The 23268-nt window shown below is 70.9% G+C and carries 17 protein-coding genes, 4 pseudogenes and 1 riboswitch; of the genes and pseudogenes, 10 read left to right on the plus strand and 11 right to left on the minus strand.

The annotated features are described in order from the left end of the window. A pseudogene (locus ACFQ87_RS29335) lies at positions 1-237 on the minus strand (manganese transporter); the annotation flags it as partial. Positions 238-590: 353 nt separating this feature from the next. Then, a riboswitch (M-box (ykoK) riboswitch) is annotated at positions 591-768 on the minus strand. Between the two features lie 194 nt (positions 769-962). On the opposite strand from ACFQ87_RS29335, the gene ACFQ87_RS29340 reads away from it, so the two are divergent. Beyond that, positions 963-2261 carry a DUF3533 domain-containing protein gene (locus tag ACFQ87_RS29340; RefSeq protein WP_380613857.1) on the plus strand — a complete coding sequence of 433 codons (1299 nt, stop codon included), beginning with the start codon at positions 963-965 and terminating at the stop codon, positions 2259-2261. Between the two features lie 12 nt (positions 2262-2273). On the opposite strand, the pseudogene ACFQ87_RS29345 reads toward ACFQ87_RS29340, so the two are convergent. From ACFQ87_RS29345 to ACFQ87_RS29375, 7 genes and pseudogenes are all read right to left on the minus strand, one after another. Continuing rightward, a pseudogene (locus ACFQ87_RS29345) lies at positions 2274-2573 on the minus strand (formate dehydrogenase); the annotation flags it as partial. A 59-nt stretch (positions 2574-2632) separates the two neighbouring features. Next, a pseudogene (locus ACFQ87_RS29350) lies at positions 2633-3915 on the minus strand (RNA-guided endonuclease InsQ/TnpB family protein). Next, positions 3910-4389, minus strand: a pseudogene (locus ACFQ87_RS29355) (formate dehydrogenase); the annotation flags it as partial. The pseudogenes ACFQ87_RS29355 and ACFQ87_RS29350, both read right to left, overlap by 6 nt. Positions 4390-4599: 210 nt before the next feature. Next, positions 4600-5517, minus strand: a complete 918-nt coding sequence (locus ACFQ87_RS29360; protein WP_380613858.1) for a LysR family transcriptional regulator — start codon at positions 5515-5517, stop codon at positions 4600-4602. After that, a complete protein-coding gene (gene fdhD, locus ACFQ87_RS29365) occupies positions 5518-6462 on the minus strand; it encodes a formate dehydrogenase accessory sulfurtransferase FdhD (RefSeq protein ID WP_380613860.1) in 945 nt (314 codons plus the stop codon). Further along, the gene (locus ACFQ87_RS29370; RefSeq protein WP_380613861.1) at positions 6450-7736 is read right to left on the minus strand and encodes an MFS transporter; all 1287 of its coding nucleotides are present in this window, start codon (positions 7734-7736) and stop codon (positions 6450-6452) included. Before ACFQ87_RS29370 ends, fdhD begins: the two co-directional genes overlap by 13 nt. 144 nt (positions 7737-7880) lie before the next feature. After that, on the minus strand, positions 7881-8348 hold the full coding sequence (locus ACFQ87_RS29375) for a GreA/GreB family elongation factor (RefSeq protein ID WP_380613862.1): 468 nt from the start codon (positions 8346-8348) through the stop codon (positions 7881-7883). A 150-nt stretch (positions 8349-8498) separates the two neighbouring features. Here ACFQ87_RS29375 and ACFQ87_RS29380 point away from each other — a divergent pair, with 150 nt between their 5' ends. From ACFQ87_RS29380 to ACFQ87_RS29395, 4 genes are read left to right on the plus strand one after another with little or no spacing between them, the layout of a single operon-like run. Then, complete coding sequence (locus ACFQ87_RS29380; protein WP_380613863.1) at positions 8499-10103, plus strand: TIGR02677 family protein; 1605 nt, start codon at positions 8499-8501, stop codon at positions 10101-10103. Further along, entirely contained in the window at positions 10096-11370 is a 1275-nt protein-coding gene (locus ACFQ87_RS29385; protein WP_380613864.1) for a TIGR02678 family protein, read from the plus strand. Before ACFQ87_RS29380 ends, ACFQ87_RS29385 begins: the two co-directional genes overlap by 8 nt. Further along, positions 11367-15482, plus strand: a complete 4116-nt coding sequence (locus tag ACFQ87_RS29390; protein WP_380613865.1) for a TIGR02680 family protein — start codon at positions 11367-11369, stop codon at positions 15480-15482. The genes ACFQ87_RS29385 and ACFQ87_RS29390 overlap by 4 nt, the downstream gene beginning before the upstream one ends. A 2-nt stretch (positions 15483-15484) precedes the next feature. Continuing rightward, entirely contained in the window at positions 15485-16720 is a 1236-nt protein-coding gene (locus tag ACFQ87_RS29395; RefSeq protein ID WP_380613866.1) for a TIGR02679 family protein, read from the plus strand. Positions 16721-16861: 141 nt separating this feature from the next. On the opposite strand, the gene ACFQ87_RS29400 is transcribed toward ACFQ87_RS29395, so the two are convergent. Next, positions 16862-17785, minus strand: a complete 924-nt coding sequence (locus ACFQ87_RS29400; RefSeq protein WP_380613867.1) for a hypothetical protein — start codon at positions 17783-17785, stop codon at positions 16862-16864. Positions 17786-17901: 116 nt separating this feature from the next. Here ACFQ87_RS29400 and ACFQ87_RS29405 point away from each other — a divergent pair, with 116 nt between their 5' ends. After that, positions 17902-18570, plus strand: coding sequence for a serine/threonine-protein kinase (locus ACFQ87_RS29405; protein ID WP_380613868.1), 669 nt, complete (start codon positions 17902-17904; stop codon positions 18568-18570). A gap of 241 nt (positions 18571-18811) precedes the next feature. Continuing rightward, positions 18812-20713 carry a DNA/RNA helicase domain-containing protein gene (locus ACFQ87_RS29410; RefSeq protein ID WP_380613869.1) on the plus strand — a complete coding sequence of 634 codons (1902 nt, stop codon included), beginning with the start codon at positions 18812-18814 and terminating at the stop codon, positions 20711-20713. A 420-nt stretch (positions 20714-21133) separates the two neighbouring features. Here the strand turns inward: ACFQ87_RS29410 and ACFQ87_RS29415 are convergent, their stop codons facing one another. Together ACFQ87_RS29415 and ACFQ87_RS29420 are read right to left on the minus strand one after the other, a co-directional pair. Then, entirely contained in the window at positions 21134-21328 is a 195-nt protein-coding gene (locus tag ACFQ87_RS29415) for a DUF397 domain-containing protein (RefSeq protein ID WP_380613870.1), read from the minus strand. Next, entirely contained in the window at positions 21321-22187 is an 867-nt protein-coding gene (locus tag ACFQ87_RS29420) for a helix-turn-helix domain-containing protein (protein ID WP_380613871.1), read from the minus strand. The genes ACFQ87_RS29415 and ACFQ87_RS29420 overlap by 8 nt, the downstream gene beginning before the upstream one ends. Before the next feature lie 295 nt (positions 22188-22482). Here ACFQ87_RS29420 and ACFQ87_RS29425 point away from each other — a divergent pair, with 295 nt between their 5' ends. The 3 genes from ACFQ87_RS29425 to ACFQ87_RS29435 are packed head-to-tail and all read left to right on the plus strand — an operon-like array spanning position 22483 to position 23263. Beyond that, positions 22483-22842, plus strand: coding sequence for an ATP-binding protein (locus tag ACFQ87_RS29425; protein ID WP_380613872.1), 360 nt, complete (start codon positions 22483-22485; stop codon positions 22840-22842). Beyond that, complete coding sequence (locus ACFQ87_RS29430; protein ID WP_380613873.1) at positions 22839-23090, plus strand: hypothetical protein; 252 nt, start codon at positions 22839-22841, stop codon at positions 23088-23090. Before ACFQ87_RS29425 ends, ACFQ87_RS29430 begins: the two co-directional genes overlap by 4 nt. Beyond that, positions 23087-23263, plus strand: a complete 177-nt coding sequence (locus ACFQ87_RS29435; RefSeq protein WP_380613874.1) for a hypothetical protein — start codon at positions 23087-23089, stop codon at positions 23261-23263. The genes ACFQ87_RS29430 and ACFQ87_RS29435 overlap by 4 nt, the downstream gene beginning before the upstream one ends. Positions 23264-23268 lie beyond the last annotated feature (5 nt).

Consider the following 23268-nt stretch of genomic DNA (forward strand, 5'->3'; position numbering starts at 1 on the left):
GCCGGCCTGGCCGTAGGTGGAGAAGGCGCCCGCGTCGTTGTCCCCGACCATCACGATCAGGCCCGGGCCGACGATCGCGAGCAGCGTCTTGAGTCTCGCCGACAGACCCTGGCGCGGTGCGTCGTCATCGAGCCGGATGGTGCCGAGCGCGCCCTTGATGTCGCCGACGTGGGCGTCGTCCAGTACCGCTGAACGCGGCGGCGGGACCTTGGAGTTGAGCGTGGCGTTGGTGGTCATGACGTTCCTCCCGTGAACCCCTGGCAGGTGTGGGGCGGTTGGGGGCGCGCAGCAGCGATTCCCCCTGCGTGCGGGCACGGCGTACCGACGCACGGCGGTGCGCGCCCGTACGGGCACGGCGAAGCCGCGTGCGTGGAACCGGTGGTGCCGGTGCGTGCTACTGGCGCACCATCAGGTGAGCGCGCAGGGAAGGTCGTTACCGTGTGCCGGAGGTGTGCGAGGGCAAGCGGGGGCAGGGGCTACTGTGGCCCGGACTACTGCAATCCATGTCTCTCGCCTCCTCCCGGTCGACGCACCCCGTGGTGCGTGTCATCGACGCGGCAAGGAGTTCGCCGGCGCGCGAAGCGACCGCCGGTTCACCCCAACTCGTCAGAGCTTTGGCACTCCACGGCGTGTCCAACCCCTTCGGGCCGGAAGCCACTTCGGATCAACCCTTAGGTCGGGAGGATCTGTCCTAACCCTGGGCGTCTCTCGACGTCGTCGGATCAGTGGCCTGTGTCCGTGAAGAAGCCTCACCGAACGAGGTGCCTTCTTCAAACCTCCAGAAGCATAGAACGCGTGGAGCCCGATACTTGCGCACTTGGTAGAATCTTTACCTTTGCTGAGGTGTGCCGGCGGTGTGCCACCCGCCCGGGTGGCGCGGGTTTGACCGCCCGGCCGCCACGGAACGACTTCCCGCCGTACCCGCAGCGGCACCAGGCAGTGCCCACAACCCGAGGGGTGGCATGGCGACCACAGGCTCCCAGGGGGCTCCCCGGCAGGTGAGGGCGCTGGCGCTCGCCCGGAAGCCGAAACTGTGGCTCTTCCCGAGCGTCCTGTGCGGCCTGCTGGCCGTGATGCTCTCCCTGCTCTACATGGGCGGCATCGTCAACCCGAACGGGAACCTGCACCGGCTGCCGATCGCCCTGGTGAACGCCGATCAGGGCGCGCCGCCGCCCGGCCAGCCGGTGAACTTCGGCACCCAGCTGACCCGGGCGGTGGTGGCCGGCACGCCCGGCGACACCGTCGACTGGCGGCAGACGGACCAGGTCGGGGCCCGCGACCTGCTCGCCTCCGGCAAGGTCTACGGCGCGCTGCTCGTCCCCGAGGACTTCACCGCGGCCATCACCAAGCTGGCCACCGGCGGGGCCACCGAGCGGCCCACCCTGACCGTCCTCACCAACCCCGGCCTGGGCAGCCTCGGTGCCTCGATGGCCGCGCAGATCGCCCAGAGCGCCGCCCATCAGGCCTCGCTCGCGGCCGGCAAGCAGCTGCTGGCCGCCGTACCGCGCTCCAACGACAAGGGGCCGGACACCGGCGCCACCGCCCGGCTGCTGCTCGCCGACCCGTTCGCCATCACCACCCGGACCGGCCCGATCGGCAGCCACAGCGGACTCGGCCTGAGTGCCTTCTACTACACCCTGCTGGCCGTCCTGAGCGGCTTCATCGGCGGCAACATCATCCACAACGGCGTCGACGGCGCGCTCGGCTACAGCGACAGCGAGATCGGCCCCTGGCACACCCGCCGCCCGACCGTCCCGATCAGCCGCACCCAGACCCTGCTGCTCAAGATGCTGATGACCGCCGGGATCATGCTGCTCACCACCTCGCTGGTGATGCTCTGCGCGGTCGGTGTCCTCGGCATGGACGCCCCGCACCGGGCGATGCTCTGGCTGTTCGCCTACTGCGCGAGCCTGGCCGTGGGCCTCGGGGTGCAGGCGATCAACGCCGCGTTCGGCGGGATCGGGCAGCTGGTGTCCATGTTCGTCTTCATCGCGCTGGCCCTGCCCTCCTCCGGCGCGACCGTCCCGCTCCAGGCGGTGCCCGACTTCTACCGCTTCCTCGGCGTCTTCGAGCCGATGCGCCAGCTGAGCGACGGCATCCGGGCGATCCTCTTCTTCGACGCCCGGGCCGACGCCGGGCTGGCCCGCGGCTGGACCATGATCGCCGTCGGCGTGCTGCTCGCCCTGGCCTTCGGCTTCGCGATGACCCGCTACTACGACCGAAAGGGCCTGCACCGCTGGACGCCCCAGCCCTCCGATTAGGCCTTCATCACGTTAGGCCTTCGTCACGGTCACCTTCAGGTGCTTCATGATCGGCTGGTCGCTCTGGGCGCTGTAGTCGCCGATCGCGCACAGCACGTTCAGCTCCGGCATGTACCCGGCCGCGCAGCCGCGCGGGATGTCGTACGGGACCGCCAGGTAGCCGTGCACCGAGCGGGTGCTGCCGTCCCTCGCCGTACTGGTGATGTCCACCGGGTCGAACCCGGCGATGCCCCGCTCGCGCATGTCGTCCTTGTTCATGAAGACGAGGGTGCGCAGGTTCTTCACGCCCCGGTAGCGGTCGTTGTCCGATTGAAGCGCTCTCCCGTGTGAACGCGGGAGATTCGGCCCGTGTCCACGCGGGAGATTCCTCCCTACCTCGGGGCGGGTGGCTTGACGCGACGTGCGCGCCTGACGACTGCCCTTCCGGCAGCCGGGATCGCCACGGTGTGGCCGATCCGGTACAGGTGCAGGATGTTCCTGGCGGCGTTGAGGTCGGCGTTGCCGCTCCAGCCGCAGCCGGGGCTCTTGCACACGAACAAGGCCTGTGTCGCCCGGCTGCCGCCGGTGGTGAAACCGCAGGCGTGGCAACGCCGGGAGGTTCCGGGAGCGGGGACCTTGGCGAGGCTGCCGCCGCGCTGGGCGAGCTTGTAGGCCAGCATCGTGACCGTGCGGCCCCAGGCCTCAGCGTGGATCGACCGGTTCAGGCCGCACTTCTGTGCGACGTTCCTGCCCGGCTGCTCGATGGTTCCCCTGGCGGTCTTGACCATGTTCGTGATCTGCAACTGCTCCACCACGACCGTGCCGTACTGCTTGGCGATGGCGGTGGTGGTCTGGTGCTGCCAGTCCTGGTGGCGTCGCTTGGCTTTCGCGCGCAACCGTGCGGTCTGGTCGTAGGTGCGGTGCAGGCGACGCGAGGTGCGTTCGCCGGGTCCGCGGTGGGCCTCGCGGCGGGCGGCCCGCTGCTGGAGGCGCAGGAGCTTGGCCTGTTCCTTGCTGGTCAGCCATTCGTCGTGGTGCTGGTGGTTGCCGTCGACAGGGCGAGGGGGATGTTCACCCCGGCGTCGATACCGACTTCCGGCCCCTGGTGCGGGGCCGGTGCGGTTTCCGTGGTCTGGACGCGGAAGGCGATGTGCCAGCCCAAAGCGTCCTTGACCAGGCGTGCCCCGGTGATCCGGTTGTCGGTATCGGCGCGCTTGCCGACGGGAAGGTCTTTGGTCCAGCGGAACCGGACCCGGCCGATCTTCGGCAGCTGGACCATGCCCCAGCGGCGGTGGACCCGCACGACGTTCAGGTCACGGCCCTGCGGGATGTCGACCGACATGGCCGACCGGAAGCGGGCCTTGAAGTTCGGGGCGTCGGCCCGACCCTCCCAGCAGTTCCGCCACGCCTGGACGTACGTCTTCAGCACCGCCTGGGCGGCCTGCGCCGGAAGGACGGCAAGGAAGTCGATCTCCTTGCGGGCCTGCCGGATCGCCGCGTCCGCGCCCGCAAGGGTGCGCTTGTCCTTGGGCATCATCTGCCACCAGGCGTGCAGCAGGTTCCACATCAGCCGCGCCGCGTGGGCCTGCTCATCGGCCTTGGACACCCCGGAAGGACACAGCGCAAGCCGGGAACGATGCCCCAAATTCCGCCTCACCATGGCCTTCTGACCCATAGTCACCACGATAGCACGTTGGTTCGTGTCACCACGATGGAACCAAAACGAGCAGTCGGGCAGGTTGTTGGTGCCCAGCTCGCGGGTCAGCAGCTGGTAGAGGAAGGTCGCCTCGTTGCCGAGCCGGCCGGAGGTGTAGAAGGTGGCCCGGTTGGGATCGTCCAGCCCGCGCAGAGTACGGCCGACCAGCTCGAAGGCGTCCTTCCAGCTGATCGGGACGTAGTGGTCGATGTCCGGGTCGTAGACCATCGGCTCGGTGAGCCGGCCCTGGTCCTCCAGCGCGAAGTCGCTCCACCCGGACAGCTCGGTCACCGAGTGGGTGGCGAAGAACTCCCGGCCGACCCGCTTGCAGGTCATCTCCCAGGTGACGTACTTGATGCCGTTCTCGCAGATGTCCAGGTGCAGGCCCTTGGTGTCGTCCGGCCAGGCGCACCCGGGGCAGTCGAAGCCGGTCCGCTCGTGGTTCATCCGCATCACCGCCCGCGGCCCGTCCACGTACGCGCCCTCGCGCGTCAGGAAGCGGGTGACGCTCTTGGCGGCGCCCCAGCCGGCGGCCGGGTGGTGGTACGGCGCGAACTGCGGCGGGCCGGCGGGGGAGGGGCCCACGGCCTCCTGCTCCGGTCGGGGAGCGGTCACGGCGTCGTCGGAGGTGGTCACGGTGGCCGGGCCCCGCCCGTCGAGCGGTCACACCCCCGGCAGGCTGCCGAGGACGGCCGCCACGTCGGTGCGCCGGGCCACCTCCAGCAGCGCCCGGGCCATCACCGAACCCGGCTCCCGGGCGGCGATCACCAACCCGATCGGCGCGCTGTGCACCGGCTCCACCAGCGGGACGGCCTGCATCCCGGGCGGCACGCCGAACACGTGCAGCCAGGCGTACGGCACCACGCTGGCCCAGTGGCCGGTGCGCACGTGCGCGAACAGCGAGGCCACCGAGTCGGTCTCCACCCGGGGCGTCGGCTCCAGCCCGAGGCCCGCGAACACCTCGTCCAGCACCCGGCGGCCCTGCATGCCCGGGTGCAGCAGGCACAGCGGCAGCCGGGAGGCCTCCGCCCAGGTGGCACGCGGATGCCGGGCCAACCCGTCCGCCAGGCTGGTCAGCAGGACGTACCGTTCCTCGTACAGGGGCAGGGCGCGCAGGTCCGCCGAGCCCGGCTCGGGCAGGTAGGTGATGCCCGCGTCGATCTCGAAGTTCCGTACCTGGCGCAGCAGTTCCTCGGAGCGCAGGTCGGTGGACAGCTCCACGGCGGCCAGCGGGTGGGCGGCGCAGAGCGGCCCGGTGAGCAGCGAGACGGCGCCCGAGGCGGTCGGCACGGCGCCGATCCGCAGCCGTCCGCTCAGCCCGGTGCGCAGCGCGTCCACCTCGTCCCGCAGGGCGTCCCGGTCGGCCAGGATGCGCTGCGCCCACAGCACGATCCGCTCGCCCTCGGGGGTGAGGCCCTCGTAGGCCCGGCCGCGCCGCACCAGCAGCACCTTCAGCTCGTCCTCCAGCTTGCGGACGGCCTCGGACAGGGCCGGCTGGGAGACGTGGCAGGCCTGGGCGGCGCGGGCGAAGTGGCGCTCGCGGGCGAGGGCGACCAGGTACTCGAGCTGGCGGAAGAGCATCTACTCGGCCCCCGGGGCGGGGTCGGTGCGGGCGGCGCCGCTGTGCGCGCGGTCGACGCGGGCAGGGGCGGCGCGGTCGGTGTCGAGGTGGTCGGTGTCGATGCGGTCGTTGCCGAGGAGGTCGGTGTCGATGCGGTCCGGGCGGGTGTAGACGTTCATCGACTCGCCGCGCAGGAAGCCGACCAGGGTCAGCCCGCTCTCCTCGGCCAGGTCCACCGCCAGCGAGGAGGGCGCGGAGACGGCGGCGAGCATCGGGACGCCCGCCATCACGGCCTTCTGCACCAGCTCGAAGGAGGCCCGGCCGCTGACCATCAGCACCGTGCCGCGCGCCGGGAGCAGGCCCTCGCGCAGTGCGTGGCCGACCACCTTGTCCACCGCGTTGTGCCGGCCCACGTCCTCGCGCAGGCAGAGCAGCCGCCCGTCGGCGTCGAACAGGCCGGCCGCGTGCAGGCCGCCGGTGCTGTCGAAGACCTTCTGGGCGGCCCGCAGCCGCTCGGGCAGTGCCGACAGCAGCGCGGGGGTCACGCGCAGCTCGTCCTCGGCGACGCTCCACGGCGCGGTGGTGCGCACCGCGTCCAGGCTGGCCTTGCCGCACAGGCCGCAGGAGGAGGTGGTGTAGAAGTTGCGCTCCAGCGAGGCGTCCGGGGCGGGCACGCCGTGGGCGAGCACGACGTCCACCACGTTGTAGGTGTTGCCGCCGTCGGCGGTGGCCCCTGCGCAGTAGCGGATCCCGGCCAGATGGTCGGCGGCGTGCAGCACGCCCTCGCTGACCAGGAAACCGGCAGCCAGGTCGAAGTCGCTGCCGGGGGTGCGCATGGTCACCGTCAGCGGGCGCCCGCCGACCCGGATCTCCATCGGCTCCTCGGCGGCCAGGGTGTCGGGGCGGTGCGAGGGCACGCCCTGGCGCAGCCGCAGCACCCTGCGCGGTACGGTCACTCGGCCCATCGTCGTCGGCTCCTCGGTGGTGTCAGTCCGGACTGTACGAATGAATCCTCGCTCTTTCCGCGGCCCCCGGGCGCCGGGTGGCGGTGGTGCGGTCCGGGCAGGTGGCGGCGGCTGTGCGCGGCGGTCACCGCCAGGCAGAGCAGGCCCACGGCCGCCATGCCCGCCAGCAGCGCCGGGTAGGAGGCGTGGCCGGAGGTCCCGGCGAGCAGCAGCGGGGTGAGGAAGCCGCTGGAGGTGGTGCTCTGGTAGAGCGAGGCGGAGGTCGGGCCGCTGTGGCGTGCGGTCCTTCCCGGGGCGAGCCGTTCCACCTCGTGCAGCCCCGCGCCGAGCGTCAGCCCGTACCCGGTGCCCAGCACCAGGGCCGCGGCCACCACCAGGCCCACCGAGTCGCGGGCGGCGGCGAGTGCGCCGAGCAGCAGCCCGGCGATCACGGTGGCCATCGCGGTCAGGGTGGCCCGGGCGCTGTGCGCGTCGTCCAGCCGGGCGGCGAAGGGCTGGGCGACCACGCCCGTGGTCAGGGTCAGCGCCGCGACCAGGCCGCTGAACAGCGGCGCGTAGCCGGGCACCCGGTCGGCGACCAGCGGCGGCAGCACCACGTACGCCACCGTGGCGGCGCCGAGGACGGCGGGGCTCGCGGGGAGCACGACGTAGCGGAACCGGGGGTGGCGGACGGCAGCCGTGCGGAGCTGGGGCGTACAGCGGCTGGGGGTGGTCTCCGTCTCCGTCGTCTCGGGGAGGCGACGGGTGGCCCGCAGCACCAGCAGACAGCCCAGCGCGTGCGCCAGGCCCGGCAGCGCCGTCGGACCGGGCAGCCACTCGGCGATCACCCCGGAGACCAGCGCGCCCGCCGCGAAGCCGGTGCCGGTGGCGTACATCGCGCGGCGGGCCCCGTCCCCGGGCGTGACCTCGGGCCCGGAGAGCTCCCGCAGCCAGGTCGTCCCGGCCAGGAACACCAGTCCGGCCGCGAAACCGGTGCCCAGCCGGGCCGCGTACACCGACGGCTCGTCCCCCAGCGCCAGCAGGACGCTGGCGGCGGCGGACAGGCCCAGCGCGCCGCGCACCGTCCGCCGCCGCCCGTATCGGTCGGCGGCGGGACCGCCCAGCAGCAGGCCGGGCACCAGGCCGACCAGGTACACCGAGAACATCGCCGCCAACGACATTGCCGACCAGTCGGTGCGCGCCCGGTACACGGTGGCGAGGGCGGTGAACTGGTTCGCACCCCAGGCGGCGACGGCCACGGCGGCCGCGGCTGGGATCCAGCGGGCGGTGCGCACGTGCGGGTTCTCCTCGGACGGTTCGCTCAGACGGGGGCGTCGGCGGCGGAAGGCCGCCCGTCCAGTGTGTTGTCCGGCATCGCCGCAGGTCAAAGAGGCAGTTCCGCTGTCCTGATAGGCGGGACTTATCGAGAACTGTGATCGCTACCCGCCGTCCCCCACCGCCAGCACGACCGCGCTTGCCGCGCCGCCCGGCGTCTCGTAGCTCACCGTCTCCCCGGCGTGGTGGCCCAACAGCGCCTTCCCGAGCGGGCTGTCGTACGTCACCAAGGTCAACTCCCGCTCCTCGGCCAGCTCGGAGATCTCGACGGTCTCCTCCTCGCCGTCCGCGAACCGCACCTTGACGGTCGAGCCCACCCCGATCACATCCGTCGACGGCGCCCCGGCCAGCTCGGCCTCCCGCAACCGGCCCTCCAGCTCGGCGATCCGCCGGTCCAGCCGCGTCACGTCGGAGGCACGCTGCAATTCGTCCGCCGCATCCGCAGGATCACCCACCGGATCGTCCCCCCGCAGCGTCGCGGCCACCTCCCCCCGCTCCACCCGCAGCTGCGCCAGCTCCTCCTGCACCGCACGCAGGCCCTCGGCACTGATCGGTTCCGGCCCACCGCTCATGGCAAGCTCCCGGGTCTCTCACGGAACACTCGAACACCGGCCGCTTCCCATTACCCCACCCCGCCGCACCCCCGGCAAATTCTCCGCGAAGTCGCCCCGATTTCACCGAACTGGTTCGGGTGGACACGGCCGTCCGGCACAATGACGCCCATGACCAGCGCCGACGACCCGAGTTCGAGGCTGCGGGTCGGCGTCCAGGGCCGAGCCGACGAGCGATACCAGCCGTTCGCGCATCTCACCACCGACAACTGTGAGCTCTACCGGCAGGTGATGGGGGTCTTCGTCCGGGCCAAGCAGGAGTTCACCGTTCACCTGCGCCCGGAGGACGTCCACCTCGGCCTGGTACCGGAGGAGCGGCCCTCCCTGGAGTCGGTCGCTACCGCGCTGGAACGGCTTGCCAAGTGGGGGAACCTCCGTGCCGATCCGGACACGGGCCGGGTCACGGCGCTGGAGGACTTCTACCGGTCCCGGTACATCTACCAGCTCACGCGTGCCGGAGAGGCCGCCGAGGAGGCGTTGGGCGCCTACGACGCGGCGCTCGGCCGGCGCGGCGAACTGCAGGCGGTCGCACTCGCCGACATCGCCGTTCACCTGCGGGCGCTGCTGGCCCTGGCGGATCGTAACGAACCGGACGCGGCGGCGTCGCACCTCACGCTGCTCGCCTTGGTGGACCGCTTCTCAGGGCTTGCCGAGAACGCCCGAGCATTCATGAACTCGCTCCAGCGGACGGTCGATCTGCACGAGGCCGATGTCGAGCTCTTCCTGGCCTACAAGCAGCGGTTGATCGACTACCTGGAGCGGTTCATCGAGGACCTGGTGACTCGCGGTGCCGAGATCGCGACGCTGCTGGAGGACCTCGGGACTCCGCAGCGGGGGCAGGTCGCCACACTGCTGCGCCTCGCCGTCGAACGGGAGGCCGCGGACGCCGCGCCCGACGTGGCGGCCGAGGCCCTGGCCGCGGCGGAGCGGCGCTGGAGCGGGCGCTGGGACGGGCTGCGGGCCTGGTTCCTCAGTGTGCCCGGTCGAAGCTCCCAGGCCAAGCTGCTGCGTTCGGCTGCCCGTCAGGCGATTCCCCAACTGCTCAATGTGGTCCAAGCGTTGAACGAGCGTCGGGCAGGCCGTTCGGACCGTTCGGCGGATTTCCGCGAACTCGCCCGATGGTTCGCGGAGGCGCCCGACGACGACAACCGGCACCGGCTGTGGCGCTCGGCGTTCGGACTCCATTCAGCCAGGCACCTCACGATCGATCATGATGCTCTCGCCGAGCGTGAGGCCGATCCGGTGTCCGCTTCCGCGTCCTGGCGTGATGCTCCGGGCGTGCGGATCAGTCCGCAGCTGCGCCGTACCGGCTCGTACGAGCGCCGTGGCCGCCGCGCGGCGGTGCAGGATCGCGGCGAAGCCAAGGCGTACCTGGCTGAGTTGGCCCGCAAGCAGGCCGAGCAGACGGAGGCGGTCCGGGCCCGGCTGGCTACCCGCGGAGAGGTGCGGCTCAGCGACCTGGACGTGCTCGACCGGGAGGCGTTCCGGCTGTTCCTGCTGTTGCTCGGGGACGCGCTGTCGGCCTGGCGCCCGGGTGTGGAGTCCGTCTCGACCACCACCAACGACGGGACGATGGAGATCAGGCTGACCAGGGTGCGCGGCGGCGGGATTGCCGAGATCAGCACCCTCGACGGTGTGTTGTGGGGCCCGGAGCACCTGGTCGAGATCGTCGACCTGGCAAGCCGCCGCGAGCCGGTAGGGGCCGACCATGAGTGACGACCGTCTGGGGGACGCCCTCGCCGCGCAGCGTGCGGCAGAGGTGCGGCGCGCCGCGCGGGCGCTGTTGCGCCGCCCGCTGCTGCGCGCAGGTGGTTCCCACGCCGATGACTTCCGGCTGGTACGGCAACACGCGACAGAACTGCGCACCTGGTTCGAGCGGAACACCGGTTGGGGGCTCCTGGTGGACTCCGAGGTGGCCCGGCTCCGCCGCATTCCGGGGCGAGCCGACGATTCGACTCACCCGGCCAGGGACCAGCGCACCGGCCTGCCGTTCTCGCGGCGCCGCTACGTCCTGGTGTGCTTGTGCCTGGCGGTGCTGGAGCGGGCCGAGCAGCAGGTCGCGCTGGGGCGGTTGGCCGAGCATGTCGTGCTGGCGGCTGCCGATCCGGCGCTGGACGCCGCCGGCGTCCAGTTCACCCTGGCCGACCGGGAACAGCGCACCGACCTGGTGGCCGTGGTCCGGCTGCTCCTGGAATGGGGTGTGCTGACCAAGGTCGCGGGTGACGAGGAGGCCTTCCTGAAGTCGGCCGGCGACGCCCTGTACGACGTGGACCGCCGAGTGCTCGCCGTCCTGCTCGTCGCCCGGCGTGGACCGAGCACCGTGCGGGCGTACGGCTTCGAGGAGCGGCTCGCCGAACTCAACGCCGAGGCGCTGCCGGACAGCGACGAGCTGCGGAACCGGGCGCTGAGACACAGTCTGACCCGCCGGTTGCTGGACGACCCGGTGGTGTACCTGGAAGGGCTGACCGAGAACGAGAGCGCGTACCTCACCTCGCAGCGTGGCGCGCTGACCCGGCGCATCAGCGAACTCACCGGTCTGGTCCCGGAGGTGAGAGCGGAAGGCCTGGCGATGGTCGACCCCGATGACGACCTGACGGACCTGCGGATGCCGGAGTCGGGCACCGACGGCCACGTGGCGTTGCTGGTGGCCGAGTACCTCGCCGACCGGGGCGGTACGGTCCCGCTGACCGACCTGCACCAGCGGGTGGCGGGCTGGGCCGTGGAGCACGCAGGCTTCTGGCGGCGCAGCGCGACCGCCCCCGGCGCCGAGGCCGAGTTGGCCGAACAGGCCGTGGAACGGCTGGTCGCGCTCGGGCTGCTGGAACGCGTGGCGGGCCCGGACGGTGCCGCTCTGGTGCGGCCCAGACCCGCCCTGGACCGCTACCGGGTCGGCGAGGCCGTTCTGCTGGAACCCGGCCAGAGCGCTCCCCGGAAGAACGCGAAGACGACGGCAGGCCGTACGAAGGGCACGAGGAACCGATGAACACCACCGCCGAGTCGCGGCTGCCGCTGCCTGGTCGCCCTCGCTGGCAGCCGCTTCGGGTCGGGTTGGTCGACCTGTTCTACTACGACCAGGAGGAATTCCACTTCCGCGACGGTCGGCTGCTCCTGCGCGGCAACAACGGCACCGGCAAGTCCAAGGTGCTCGCCCTGACCCTGCCCTTCCTGCTGGACGGCGATCTCTCCTCGCACAGGGTGGAGCCGGACGCCGACCCGAAGAAGCGGATGGAGTGGAACCTGCTGCTGGGCGGCGAGCATCCGCACTCCGAGCGGCTCGGCTACACCTGGATCGAGTTCGGTCGCCTGGACCAGGACGGTACCGCGCACTACACCACGCTCGGCTGCGGTCTGAAGGCGGTCAGCGGTCGGGGTATCGCCCGGCACTGGTACTTCCTGACCGACCAGCGAATCGGCCCGGAGTTGCGGTTGGTGGACTCCACCGGCGCCGCTGTCGGCCGGGACCGGCTGGCCGAGGCCCTGGACGGCCGGGGCCTGCTGTACGACTCGGCGCGGGCGTACCGGCGCGCGGTGGACGAGGCCCTGTTCGGCCTGGGCGAGCAGCGGTACGCGGCCCTGGTCGATCTGCTGATCCAGCTGCGCCAGCCCCAGTTGTCCAAGCGGCCCAGCGAGAAGGCCCTCTCCCAGGCCCTGACCGAATCGCTGCCGCCGATGGACCAGGCCGTGGTCGCCGATGTCGCGGAGGCGTTCCGCTCACTGGACGAGGAGAAGGAACAACTCGCCGTCATGGCAGCCGCCGAGCGTGCCGCGGGAGCCTTCCTCCAGCACTACCGCCGCTACGCCCGGGTCGCCGCCCGGCGGAAGGCCCGTGCCCCCCGCGCCCAGCACTCCCGGTACGAGGCGCTTCGCGCCGAACTCAACACCGCTGAGCAGGACTTCGAGGTCGCCGGCACCGCGCTCGCGGAAGCAGAGACGCGACTGGAGGAGCTAAATCGGCAGCGAACCGGACTTCGGGCCAGGGACGAAGCCCTGCGGGCCGGCCCGGAGATGCGCAGTGCCCGCGAGCTGGAGCAGGCCGCCGCCTTGGCCGAGCGTACGGCGAAGGACGCCGACCGTGCCGAGGTGGACCGACTCCGGGCCGAGGGCGAACTGACACGGTTCGCAGCCAAGCTGGGGGCGGCGCGATCACGTGCAGATGCCGCGGAGCGCTCCCAGGACAGCGCGTTGGAGCGCTCGGATGCCTCCGCGTGCGCGGCCGGCCTGGGTCGGGAGCACGCCGACCGGGTTGCCCTTCCGTTGGCGGCGGGTGAGGTGCCCGAAGCCGTGCAGCGCGGTGCTGCCCAACTCACCGACCGCCGTCAGCGCTCGATCGCCCTGGTCGAGGAGCACCTCGCGACCGCGCAGGACGCGGTCCGGGAGCTGGACCGGGCCCGTCGCCGGCTGGAGGACGCGGACGGCGACCTGGCCCATCGGGCCGAGCTGAGGGCCGAGGCCGAGGAGGGCACCGTGCAGGCGGGACGGGACTACGTCACTGCCGTCCGCTCGCACTTCGATGCATGCGCTCTGCTTCGCCCCGCCGGCATCGAAGGCGTACTCGATGAACTCGGCCAGTGGAGTGGGACATTGGCCGGTGCCGACCCGTCCCGGGTGGCGGCGCAGGAGGTGGCGTCCACGGTCGGGGGTGATCTGGCCCGCCGTCGGGCCGTGCTGGAGACCGAGCAACGGGACGCGAACGAGCAACGTGACCGGCTGCAAACCGAGCTGGCTGAGCTGCGGGCAGGTGGCCGGCGTGGGCCGCGGGTGCCGTACACCCGCTCACCCGAAGCCAGGGATGGCCGCCCCGGCGCACCGCTGTGGCATCTGGTCGATTTCACGGACGGTCTGACGCAGCAGCAGGCAGCGGGCCTGGAAGCCGCCCTGGAGGTGTCGGGCCTGCTGGACGCCTGGGTCGCCCCGGACGGGACGGTGGCAGCCGCTGGCTCCTGGGACACCCTGGCAACTGCTGGTGCACGGGTGGACGGCGCGTCGCTGGCTGCGGTGCTGCGTCCCGCGGTGGACCGCGCAGACCCGGCCGCAGCCGTGCTGTCCGACGAGCTGGTCTCCCGGCTGCTCGCCGGCATCGGACTGCTGCACCAGGACGAGGACGTGCCCGGCAGCGGCAGCTGGATCGGTCTGGACGGGCGCTACCGTCTCGGCTCGCTGACCGGGGCCTGGTCCAAGCCCGCTGCCGAGTATCTCGGTGAGGGCGCCCGAGAGCAGGCCAGGCGCGCCCGGATGGCCGTTATCGAGACGGAACTTGCGCAGCTTGCACAGCAGTTGGCGGATGTGTCGGCCCGATCGGAGCAGCTGGAGGAGGAGGTTCGCATCTTGGCGGCCGAGCACGCCGCCCTTCCGGACGACGCCGCCCTGCGCGGTGCACACGCCATCGCGGTGGCGGCACACCGCGAGCATGCCCGGGCCGTCGAACGCCGCGGAGAGGCCGAGCGGGAGGCCGCCGGGGCAGCGGCCGTCGCCGAGCACTCCGCCGCCGAACTGCACGGCCTGGCCGAGGAACTCGGCCTGCCGGCCACAGGTGCCGGCCTGCGGGAGGCCCGGGACGATCTCGGTTCCTACCGTGAGGCCCTGGCTGCTCTGTGGCCCGCCGTGCGGGAGACCCGCGCCGCCTGCACCGCACTGGCGGCCGAGGAGGCCGATCACGGCCGTGCCGCTGAACACGCCGCCGAGTTGGCCGAGCGTGCGCGCGACGCGGCGCGCGAGGCCGTCACGGCAGGCGAGCGCCACAAGACGCTCGCCGCCACCGTCGGCGCTGCCGTTGCCGAACTGCAATGCCAACTTGCCGAAGTGAAGGCCGCGTTGCGGGGCTGTGAGGAGTTTGAGCGGGCCACCCGCCGGGCACAGAACGACGCGACCGGTCGCCGGGCCGCTGCGGATGCCCTGCGTGACCGGGTCCGTACCGAGATCGAGGACACCACCCGTACCCGTGCCGAGGCGATCGACGCGCTGCGTCGGTTCGCCGCCACCGGCTTGCTCGCCGTCGCCCTGCCCGACCTGGCCGCAGAACACGCCGCCGACTCCTGGGCTCCCGAGCCCGCCGTCCGCCTCGCCCGGGCCGTCGAGCGCGAGCTGGAGTCCGTCGACGACGCCGACCCGGCGTGGGGACGAGTCCAGCGCCGGATCACCGAAGAGCTCAAGGACCTCTCCGACGCCCTCGCCCGCCACGGCCACACGGCGGCGGCCCGGATGCTGGAGGAAGGGCTGGTCGTCGACATCGTCTTCCAGGGGCGTGAGCGCTCGGTCCCCGAGCTGGCCGCCGCCTTGACCACCGAGGTCGCCGACCGGCAGCAGCTGCTCTCCGCCCGGGAGCAGGAGATCCTGGAGAACCACCTGATCACCGAGGTTGCCGGGACCCTCCAGGAGCTGGTCAGTGCCGCCGAGCAACAGGTCCTGCGCATGAACGGGGAACTCACGGACCGCCCGACCAGCACCGGCATGCTGCTACGGCTCGTCTGGCGGCTCGCCCGAAACGCGCCCGGCGGACTGGCAGCCGCCCGCGAACGCCTCCTGCGTCAGTCCTCCGACGCCTGGACGGCCACTGACCGGGCCGCACTCGGCGAGTTCCTCCAGGCACAGATCGAGCGCGCTCGCACCGACAACCCGTCCGGGACCTGGCTGGAGCATCTCACCGCGGCCCTGGACTACCGGTCCTGGCACGAGTTCGGCATCGAACGCCACCAGCACGGCAAGTGGCAGTCCGCGACCGGCCCGGCCTCCGGCGGCGAACGGGTGCTCTCCGTCTCGCTCCCGCTGTTCGCCGCGGCCTCCTCGCACTACGCCTCGGCCGGGAACCCGCACGCGCCACGTCTGGTCACTTTGGACGAGGCGTTCGCCGGCGTGGACGACGACTCCCGGGCCAAGTCGCTCGGTCTGCTCGCCGCCTTCGACCTGGACGTGGTGATGACCTCTGAACGCGAATGGGGCTGCTACCCGCAGGTGCCGGGCCTGGCCATCGCCCAGCTCTCCCGGGTCGACGAGATCGCCGCCGTCCTGGTCACCCGCTGGGAGTGGGACGGCCACCGGCGTGCGCGGGTGGCCGACGGTGAGGTGCCGGGTCCGCGGCAGGGGAGCGTGTTCTCCTGATCATGGACGTTCCCCGGCTTCAACGCCTGATCGGCTCGCCCGAACTCACCTGGCTGCTCGACCGAGCCCGCCGGCGGATGGAGGCGGGGCAGCCACTTGAGGGCACGGTCACCCTCAATGGTGCCGCCGACGCCGAACGAGCCGCCGTGGCCCGGCTCTTGGGTCGCGCCCCTCGGCCAGGTCGGTCGCTGTCCGTGTCGCTGGAGGCAATCGACCAGGTGCTGCGCGCCAGTGGCGCCAGCCCGGACGGCCTGGCGGCGGCGATCGTCGCGCTCACTGGACCGGTCGTCCCCCGGCAGGAGGCGGCCGACCGGTTGGCCCGGGCCTGGGACAGCGCCTTCGCCCCGCTGGCCTCCATGGTGGCCGACCGGCCCGAACTCGCCGACTGGTACGCCTCACTCAACACCACCGGTCTCGTCCGGCGACTGGCCCGCAGCCCCGAGGAGGCGACGCCACTGCTCGCCGGCCTCGCTCGCCTGCTGCCGCACCTGCCCGTTTCACCACCGCGCTCGCTCAGCACCTTCGCCGCCGAACACGCCGGTGGCGCCCATGCCCTGGACCACGGGCCACTGGCGACCCTCACCCTGGACGCCGTCCGGGCCCTGACCGGCATCCCGCCCGGCGACGGGGCCCAGGCGCGGCGTGATACCTGGGCGGCAGCGGGGCTCCTGCTCGACGAGCTCTCCTCGCAGGTTCTCGTCCTCAACCTCCCCGGCGATCCCGCCACCGCCACGGGCCGGGCTCTCGATGCCCTCGGGGCGGTCGGACAGCCGGCTGTTCTGACCCTCCGGCAACTCGTCCGCGACACCCCCCGCGTACTCCGGGGCGGCACGGCGTACGTGTGCGAGAACCCCGCGGTCGTCCTGGCTGCCGCCGATCGCCTCGGCCCCGACTGCGCCCCGCTGGTCTGCCTCCAGGGCCAGCCCAGCACGGCCGCTCTGCGCCTTCTGAAGCTCTACGCTGACGCCGGCTGGAACCTTCGCTACCACGGTGACTTCGACTGGGGCGGCATCCGGATCGCCAGCCGCCTGCTCGCCCACGTCCCGTGGACGCCGTGGCGATACACGACCGCCGACTACCGCGCGGCCCAGGACGCGCACGGCGACACCGCGCCCCTTACCGGCACCCCGACCGAGGCAGCCTGGGACCCCGAGCTGAGTGCGGCACTGCGCACGGCCGGCCGGCGCATCGAGGAGGAACTCGTCCTGGACGACCTCCTCGCCGACTTGGCGCGGTGACCAGTCACGGGGTGAGGACCCGGGCCGATCGGGGTTGTGCTGCCTGCGCCGGGATGGCCGGTCCGAGGAAGGCACTCGGTGTGCCGTGCCAGGAGACACGCAGGGCTTCCCGCGCGCGCGTGCATGCCACGAAGAGCAGGCTCAGCTCGCCGTTGTGAAGGTGGTGAGCAGTACGCACCCGTCCGGGGCGTCCGCCGGCAGCCGGCGCGCCAGGTGGTACGCCCGGTGCAGGGCCACCACGGTCTTTCCGGTCCCGGGGCCGCCCGTCACCCGGGCCGGGCCGTTGTACGAGTCCCGGTAGGCCACCCGGTACTGGGCCGGGTGGAGGAAGATCCGCCAGGTGTCGAACGGCCGGTCCAGGATCTCCAGCAGCTCCTCCGGTCCGGACACCAGGGCGACCCGGCCGCGCGCGTGGGCCATCGCCGAGACCAGCCCGTCCTCGGATTGACCGGTGCTCGTGGGAGCCGCCGTCCGTGCGTACGCCTGGACGATCTCGCGGTCGACGTCCTCCGGTTCCATCCCGCTCGCGAGGCCGAGCAGAACGTCGAACTGCTGCTCCGGCAGGACGCGGTGAAGAGCCTCCAGGTGAGCCTCGTCGGGCAGCAGCCGGATGATCGGCAGGATCTCCTCGTCGATGCCCAGGCTGCGCAGCACCTTGTCGGAGCGATTGGCAAAGAGCCGCCGGGGTTCGTCGGCGGCAACGGCCTTCAGGGACGCGGTGGCGCGTTCCAGCGCGACGTCGTTGCGGATCTCGATGCCCTGGGTGGCGGCGTTGACCGAGCCCCGATGCTTGCACGCCCAGTCATTGGCCTTGTCGTGCGGGAGGACCTTCAGCAGGAGGTAGCTGTCGCCCTCGTCCTCCTTGAGGAGCACCCCGCGCCAGAAGTCGGTGATCCGGATGGTCCGGATGCGCGGATCCCGCTGATTGGTGAGCTTCTCCAGGTGTGCGCCGGTGTGCGTAGCCACGGTGAATTTCTCGAAGGCCTCGAAGACCCGCCGTTGCACCGACTTCTCCAGCGCCGCGAACTCCAGCAGAAAGTCCCGGTGCATACCCAGCGTCGCCACCCAGGCCCCCTTGCGCCTCTGTCCGGTCGGGTAGTGCGCTCACTGTACTGGCCTCGGTGATCACTCGGGGCGCGTACGGACAACTGCCGTACACTCCCCGAGGCGGGAGGAGACGCATGGAGCGCATCGGCTGCGGCACCGTGCTCGGGGGGCGCTACGGGCTGGAACGCCCCCTGGGCCGTGGGTCCATGGGCCACGTGTGGCAGGGCCGGGACCGGCATCTGGGCCGGGCGGTTGCCGTGAAGATCGTCGCTGCCGAGCTGTTGGCCGATCCGGCGGGACGGGCGGGTGCGCTGCGCCGTTTCGAACGGGAGGCGAAGGCGGCGGCGGCACTTGACCACGCCAACATCGCGACGGTTCACGACGCCGCCATCACGGACGAGGTCTGCTGGCTGGTCATGCAGCTCGTCGAAGGGGCGACGCTCGGCCAACTGCTGGACGAACAGGAGCGGCTGGAGGTCGAGTCCGCCGTCGCGGTGGCGGCGCAGATGTGCTCGGGCCTGGCCGCAGCGCACGCCGCGGGCCTGGTGCACCGGGACCTCAAGGCCGAGAACGTCATGATCGGCCGGGACGGCGTGGTCAAGATCCTCGACTTCGGGCTGGTCAAGGTGGTCGCGGACAACGGGCCCCGCCTCACCTCGACCGGCGAGCGGCTGGGCAACCTCCAGTGCGCCTCACCGGAGTTGCTCACCGGCGTCCCGGCGTTGGACGCCCGCAGCGACCTCTACAGCGTGGGCTGCCTGCTGCACCAGATGCTCGCCGGCAGCTCGCCTGGTGAGCGTTGATTTCCTGCAGTTCGGCTGATGGGTAGCAGGAGAAGCTTCTACTCGCTCATGTTCGCCGGCGTTCAGCTGAAAGATGCTGGGTGCCTTCGCGTAGCGGTACCGGTCTAGCCTTCAAGTGGCAGGCGCTCGGACAGGCGCTGGGGGTAGGGTTTTGCCTTGTCATCAGCGCGGCCCGCCGGGCTTCCCTTCCGGGACATGCCCCCACCCGCACGAGTCACTTCGTGCTGCCTGGGAGCATGTCTTGCTGTTCCGCGACTCCGCGTCTGCGGTCGCCGCCGAGAGTCTGGCTGGATCACTGTTCGTGCGCCTCATCGATCAGTTCGTCCACCAGCACGGCCACAAGCCCAGCCCGTCCGAGGTGCGTTCCTGGGAGCGGAGCATCCCCGCCCTGACCAACGCGCTGCTGGACGCTGGGCTCGGCATGGTGGAGGTACTCCTCGAGTACTCGCTTCCACTCAACAGTAAGCGAGCTGATGTCATACTCGCCGGCGTTCACCCGAGCACCGGCGAGCCGTCCTACGTGGTGGTCGAGCTCAAACAGTGGAGCAGTGCGGTCCCGGAGGACGGTGAGCCCCTGCTCTGCCGCGTAGATGCGTACACCCGACCGGTGCTGAATCCCATCGAGCAGGTCCGCGGCTACTGCGACTACCTCCTCTCCTTCAATGGTGCGCTCGCTGCCCATCCGGAGCGGATCGCCGGAGTGGTTTTCCTCCACAACGCGACAGAGTTCGGCGTCCAGGGCCTCTATGAGGTGCAGCAGGACGAGCGCGGCCGGCTCTTCACCGGTGACCGCCGTGGAGAGTTCGTCCAGTACCTCCGCACGAAGCTGAAGCCAGCCTCCGGCGCGGAGGTGGCGGACCAGCTGCTCGCGGGCAAGGTGGGTCCGTCCAAGCAGCTGATGGCGGTTGCTGCCGAGGAGGTCCGCGAACGCGAGCAGTTCGTCCTGCTGGACGAGCAGCGCGTTGCCTTCGAGCTTGTGCTGCGCGCAGTCCGCCGGGCGCAGCAGGCTGACCACAAGGAGGTGGTCGTCATTACGGGTGGCCCGGGTACCGGGAAGAGCGTCATTGCGCTGTCGCTCCTGGGCGATCTATACCGGCGCGGTGTCACAGCTCTCCATGCGACCGGATCCAGCTCGTTCACCACCACCATGCGTCGGATGGCCGGGGCGCGGAAGCGTGAGGTGCAGGAGCTGTTCAAGTACTTCAACAGCTTCATGTCCGCCGAGCGCAACGGGCTGGATGTGCTGATCTGCGACGAGGCGCACCGGATTCGGGAGACGTCGGCAAACCGCTACACCCGGGCTGCGCAGCGGACGGGGAAGCCTCAGATCGAGGAGCTGATCGACGCGGCCCGAGTGCCGGTGTTCCTGCTGGACGAGCACCAGGTCGTTCGGCCGGGCGAGATGGGCACGGTGGCCCAGATCCGGGCCGCCGCCGCGCTCAAGGGCCTGGACTGCCAACTGGTCGAATTGGACAGCCAGTTCCGCTGTGGAGGCAGCGACGCCTACCTGCACTGGGTGGTGCGGCTCCTGGGGCTGGAGGCTGGCGGTCCCGTGGGTTGGGAGTCTGACGGCAAGGTCGCTCTGAAGGTGGTCGACAGTCCTGAGGAGTTGGAGGCGTTCCTCGACGCGCGGCGCGCCGAGGGATACGGCGCCCGCATGTCGGCCGGGTACTGCTGGAAGTGGACGACGAAGGTGGCCCCAGGGGATCCTCTTCCGCTGGATGTGCGGATCGGGGACTGGGCACGGCCGTGGAACGTGTACGGCGACCGCTCGATCGCCGGCGCGCCTCCGGCCGCGCTGTGGGCCACCGACCCGGCCGGCTTCGGCCAGGTCGGCTGCGTGTACACCGCTCAGGGCTTCGAGTACGACTGGAGTGGCGTCATCCTTGGGCCGGACCTCGTCTGGCGAACCGACCGCTGGATCACTGACCGAACGGCGTCCAAGGACCCGGTCTTCCGCAAGTCCACCACCGACGCCGACATCGACCGCCTGATCCGCAACACCTACAAGGTTCTGCTGACACGCGGGATGATCGGCACGGTCCTCTACTCGACCGACCCGGAAACCCGCACCAAACTGCGCGAGCTGGTCTCCGAGCGCCAGCTGGGTAAGCCCGCCCTAGAACGGGAACTGCGTTCCTGAGGAGTATCGACCAAGCGACCATCGCTGCCTACGGGTGGTACGACCTGCTCGATCCCACTGGGGCTACCCGGCCGACGGATCCGACGCACGAGACGTTTCCGCTGGATCACGGGTTCCACGAGACGGACCAGGGGACTCGGTACACCATCGGACTGCTCGCGCGGACGGAGATCATCGACCGGCTTCGTCGGCTCAACCACCAGACGTATGCCGACGAGGTGTTCCTCGGGTTGCACAAGAAGCCGAACCGGCGGCCCGACCTTCCGGCGCCCTCTGCGGAGGCGCGGCGCAGGAAGGCCGAGCGGCTGAACGTCTCCAGCTCGGCCGGTTTCGGTGATGACGGGCTCTTCCCGCCGGAGGGTGCCCTCTTCTAGACGAATGCGGCGGCCCTTCGCTCTGTGGAGCGAAGGGCCGCCGATGTCAGTTGGCGTAGTGGTCGAACTCGCCTGCCTTGACGCCTTGGAGGAACCTGGCGAATTTGGCGGGCGTGGTGCGGACTATGACCTCGCTGTCGTCGGACTCGCGCAGCTCGACCTGTCCGGCGACTGTGCGCACCTCGACGCACTCGTCGCTAGAGCTGGAGTAGCTGGACTTCTGCCACACGGAACTATGCACGCTTGCTTTCCATTTCCTTCATGACGGACCCGATGAAGTCTCGGGACTCCTCCTCCGAGAGGGCACGGGACTCGAATCGGGCGAGCAGGGATCGGAACCTCGCCACGTGGGCTGGGGCATCGAAGATCCGGCAGCCGAGGCTCGTGTCTACCTGTGCTGCATCGAGTTCTGGGATCGGCCCCTCGGCGTACGTGAAGGTCCCGCTTGAGCTCGGCATGGCGCTGACGTCGAACGGAACCACTCGGATCGAAACGCTCGATTGCTCGGAGTCCTCGATGAGAGCGCCGAGCTGTTCGGCAAGGACGGTCGGGCCGCTGAACTGCATGCGCAGCGCTGCTTCATGGATGAATGCTGCGTAAGGCGTTGTGCCCGATCGGACAACGCGCTGCCGCTGCATCCGGAAGGCTGTTCTGAGGTCGATCTCGTGACGAGGCAAGGGCGGGAAGGTCTGGGCGAAGACGGCGGAGGAGTAGGAGCCGGTCTGGAGCAGACCGGGAATGAAAGCCATCGAGTAGGTAGTGAGCCTTCGAGCCTGGCCCTCGAACTCCGCGACGTCAACGAAGTCCTCGGACAGGGTTCCGCGATACTCCTCCCACCACCCAGGCTTCTCGCGCTCCGTGATGATGTCCGAGAGGGCGGCGACCAAGGGCTCGTTGACACACATGCACGTTGCGGCGATCGTGCGCAGGCGCTCCACGCTGATGCCGATCTTCCCTGCCTCCATCTGCGTCACCTGCGCAGGGCTCATGCCGACGAGGCGGCCGAGCTCGCTGCCACCGAAGCCGACCTGCTCCCGCATCCTTCTCAGCTCTGCGCCGAGGCGCCGCTGACGGAGTGTTGGGTTCGCGCGTGGAGCCATGACTTCCTTCCAAGGCGGAGGTGACCCCAGTCTGCCGCGCGGCTTGCCGGTCGGTCCATCTGGGGCGGCTGTTACCACGATAGAGGGAAGATCTGGGATTGGGGTAAAACTTGATCTGGGGCTGGGCTATGGTCGTCATTAGCTCGATCCGACGGATCGTCAGTAACGCCTGTCTTTCCGGGCAGTAGGCGCCTGCTGCCCGCGCACCGCAGAGCAGTCACGTCCTGGCCTGGCTCACGGCGACGTATCCGCCGGTTCTCCTTCTTCTCCCCACCACTGCTTCATGGAGGCTTCCATGTGCACCCGTAACACGCCCTCGCTCGCCCTCTCCAAGCAGGCCCTGCGGGACGTCCTGACCCGCGCCGGCTGGGACCCGGAGGTCATCTTCAACGCCGAACTCGCCCTCGTGGAGCTGATCGTCAACGCCTGGCGGCACGGCGAGACCCCCGCCCCCGTCGTCTACTTCTCCCTCACCCCCACCCTCCGCGTCTGCGTCTCGGACGAGAGCGACGCCCTCCCCGCGCCGCGAACCCCCGGCGAGCTCACCGAGTCCGGCCGGGGCCTCCAGCTTGTGGAGGGGCTCACCCGCCGCTGGGGCGTCGACCCCCAGGAGAGGGGCAAAATCGTCTGGTTCGAGCTGGACTTCCCCGCGTGAACCCCCGCCACGCCCCCATCGCGCCGACCGACCCCGGGATGCACGACTACACCGCACCCCAAATCACCGCCCTCCTCAGCGAGTTGCACCGCCGAGGCCTCCCGTACGGGCTCCTCTGGGGCTCCGCCGCCCCCGGCGAGAGGACCCTCGACGGCCGCATCCTCGCCGACTTCGGCAATGCGCCCGTCAGCACTCTCCTCAACCTCCTCCACCTCCTCCGCGATCTCGAAGGGGGCGAACGAGGATGAGACCGGGTGCCGCCACCTTCCTGATCGGTGCCGCCTTCGCCGTCCTCCTGGCGCTCGCGTTCGCCACCGTGGCCCTGGGCGTCATCACGGCCCTCCGGATGCCCAAGCCCGACGACGAGCGCACCGACCCTGAACGCCAGGACCAGTCCCCGTCCCGAGGCATACCCGCCTGACCCCC

The sequence above is a fragment of the Kitasatospora sp. NPDC056531 genome, assembly GCF_042794375.1.
In the GTDB taxonomy this organism is placed as follows: domain Bacteria; phylum Actinomycetota; class Actinomycetes; order Streptomycetales; family Streptomycetaceae; genus Kitasatospora.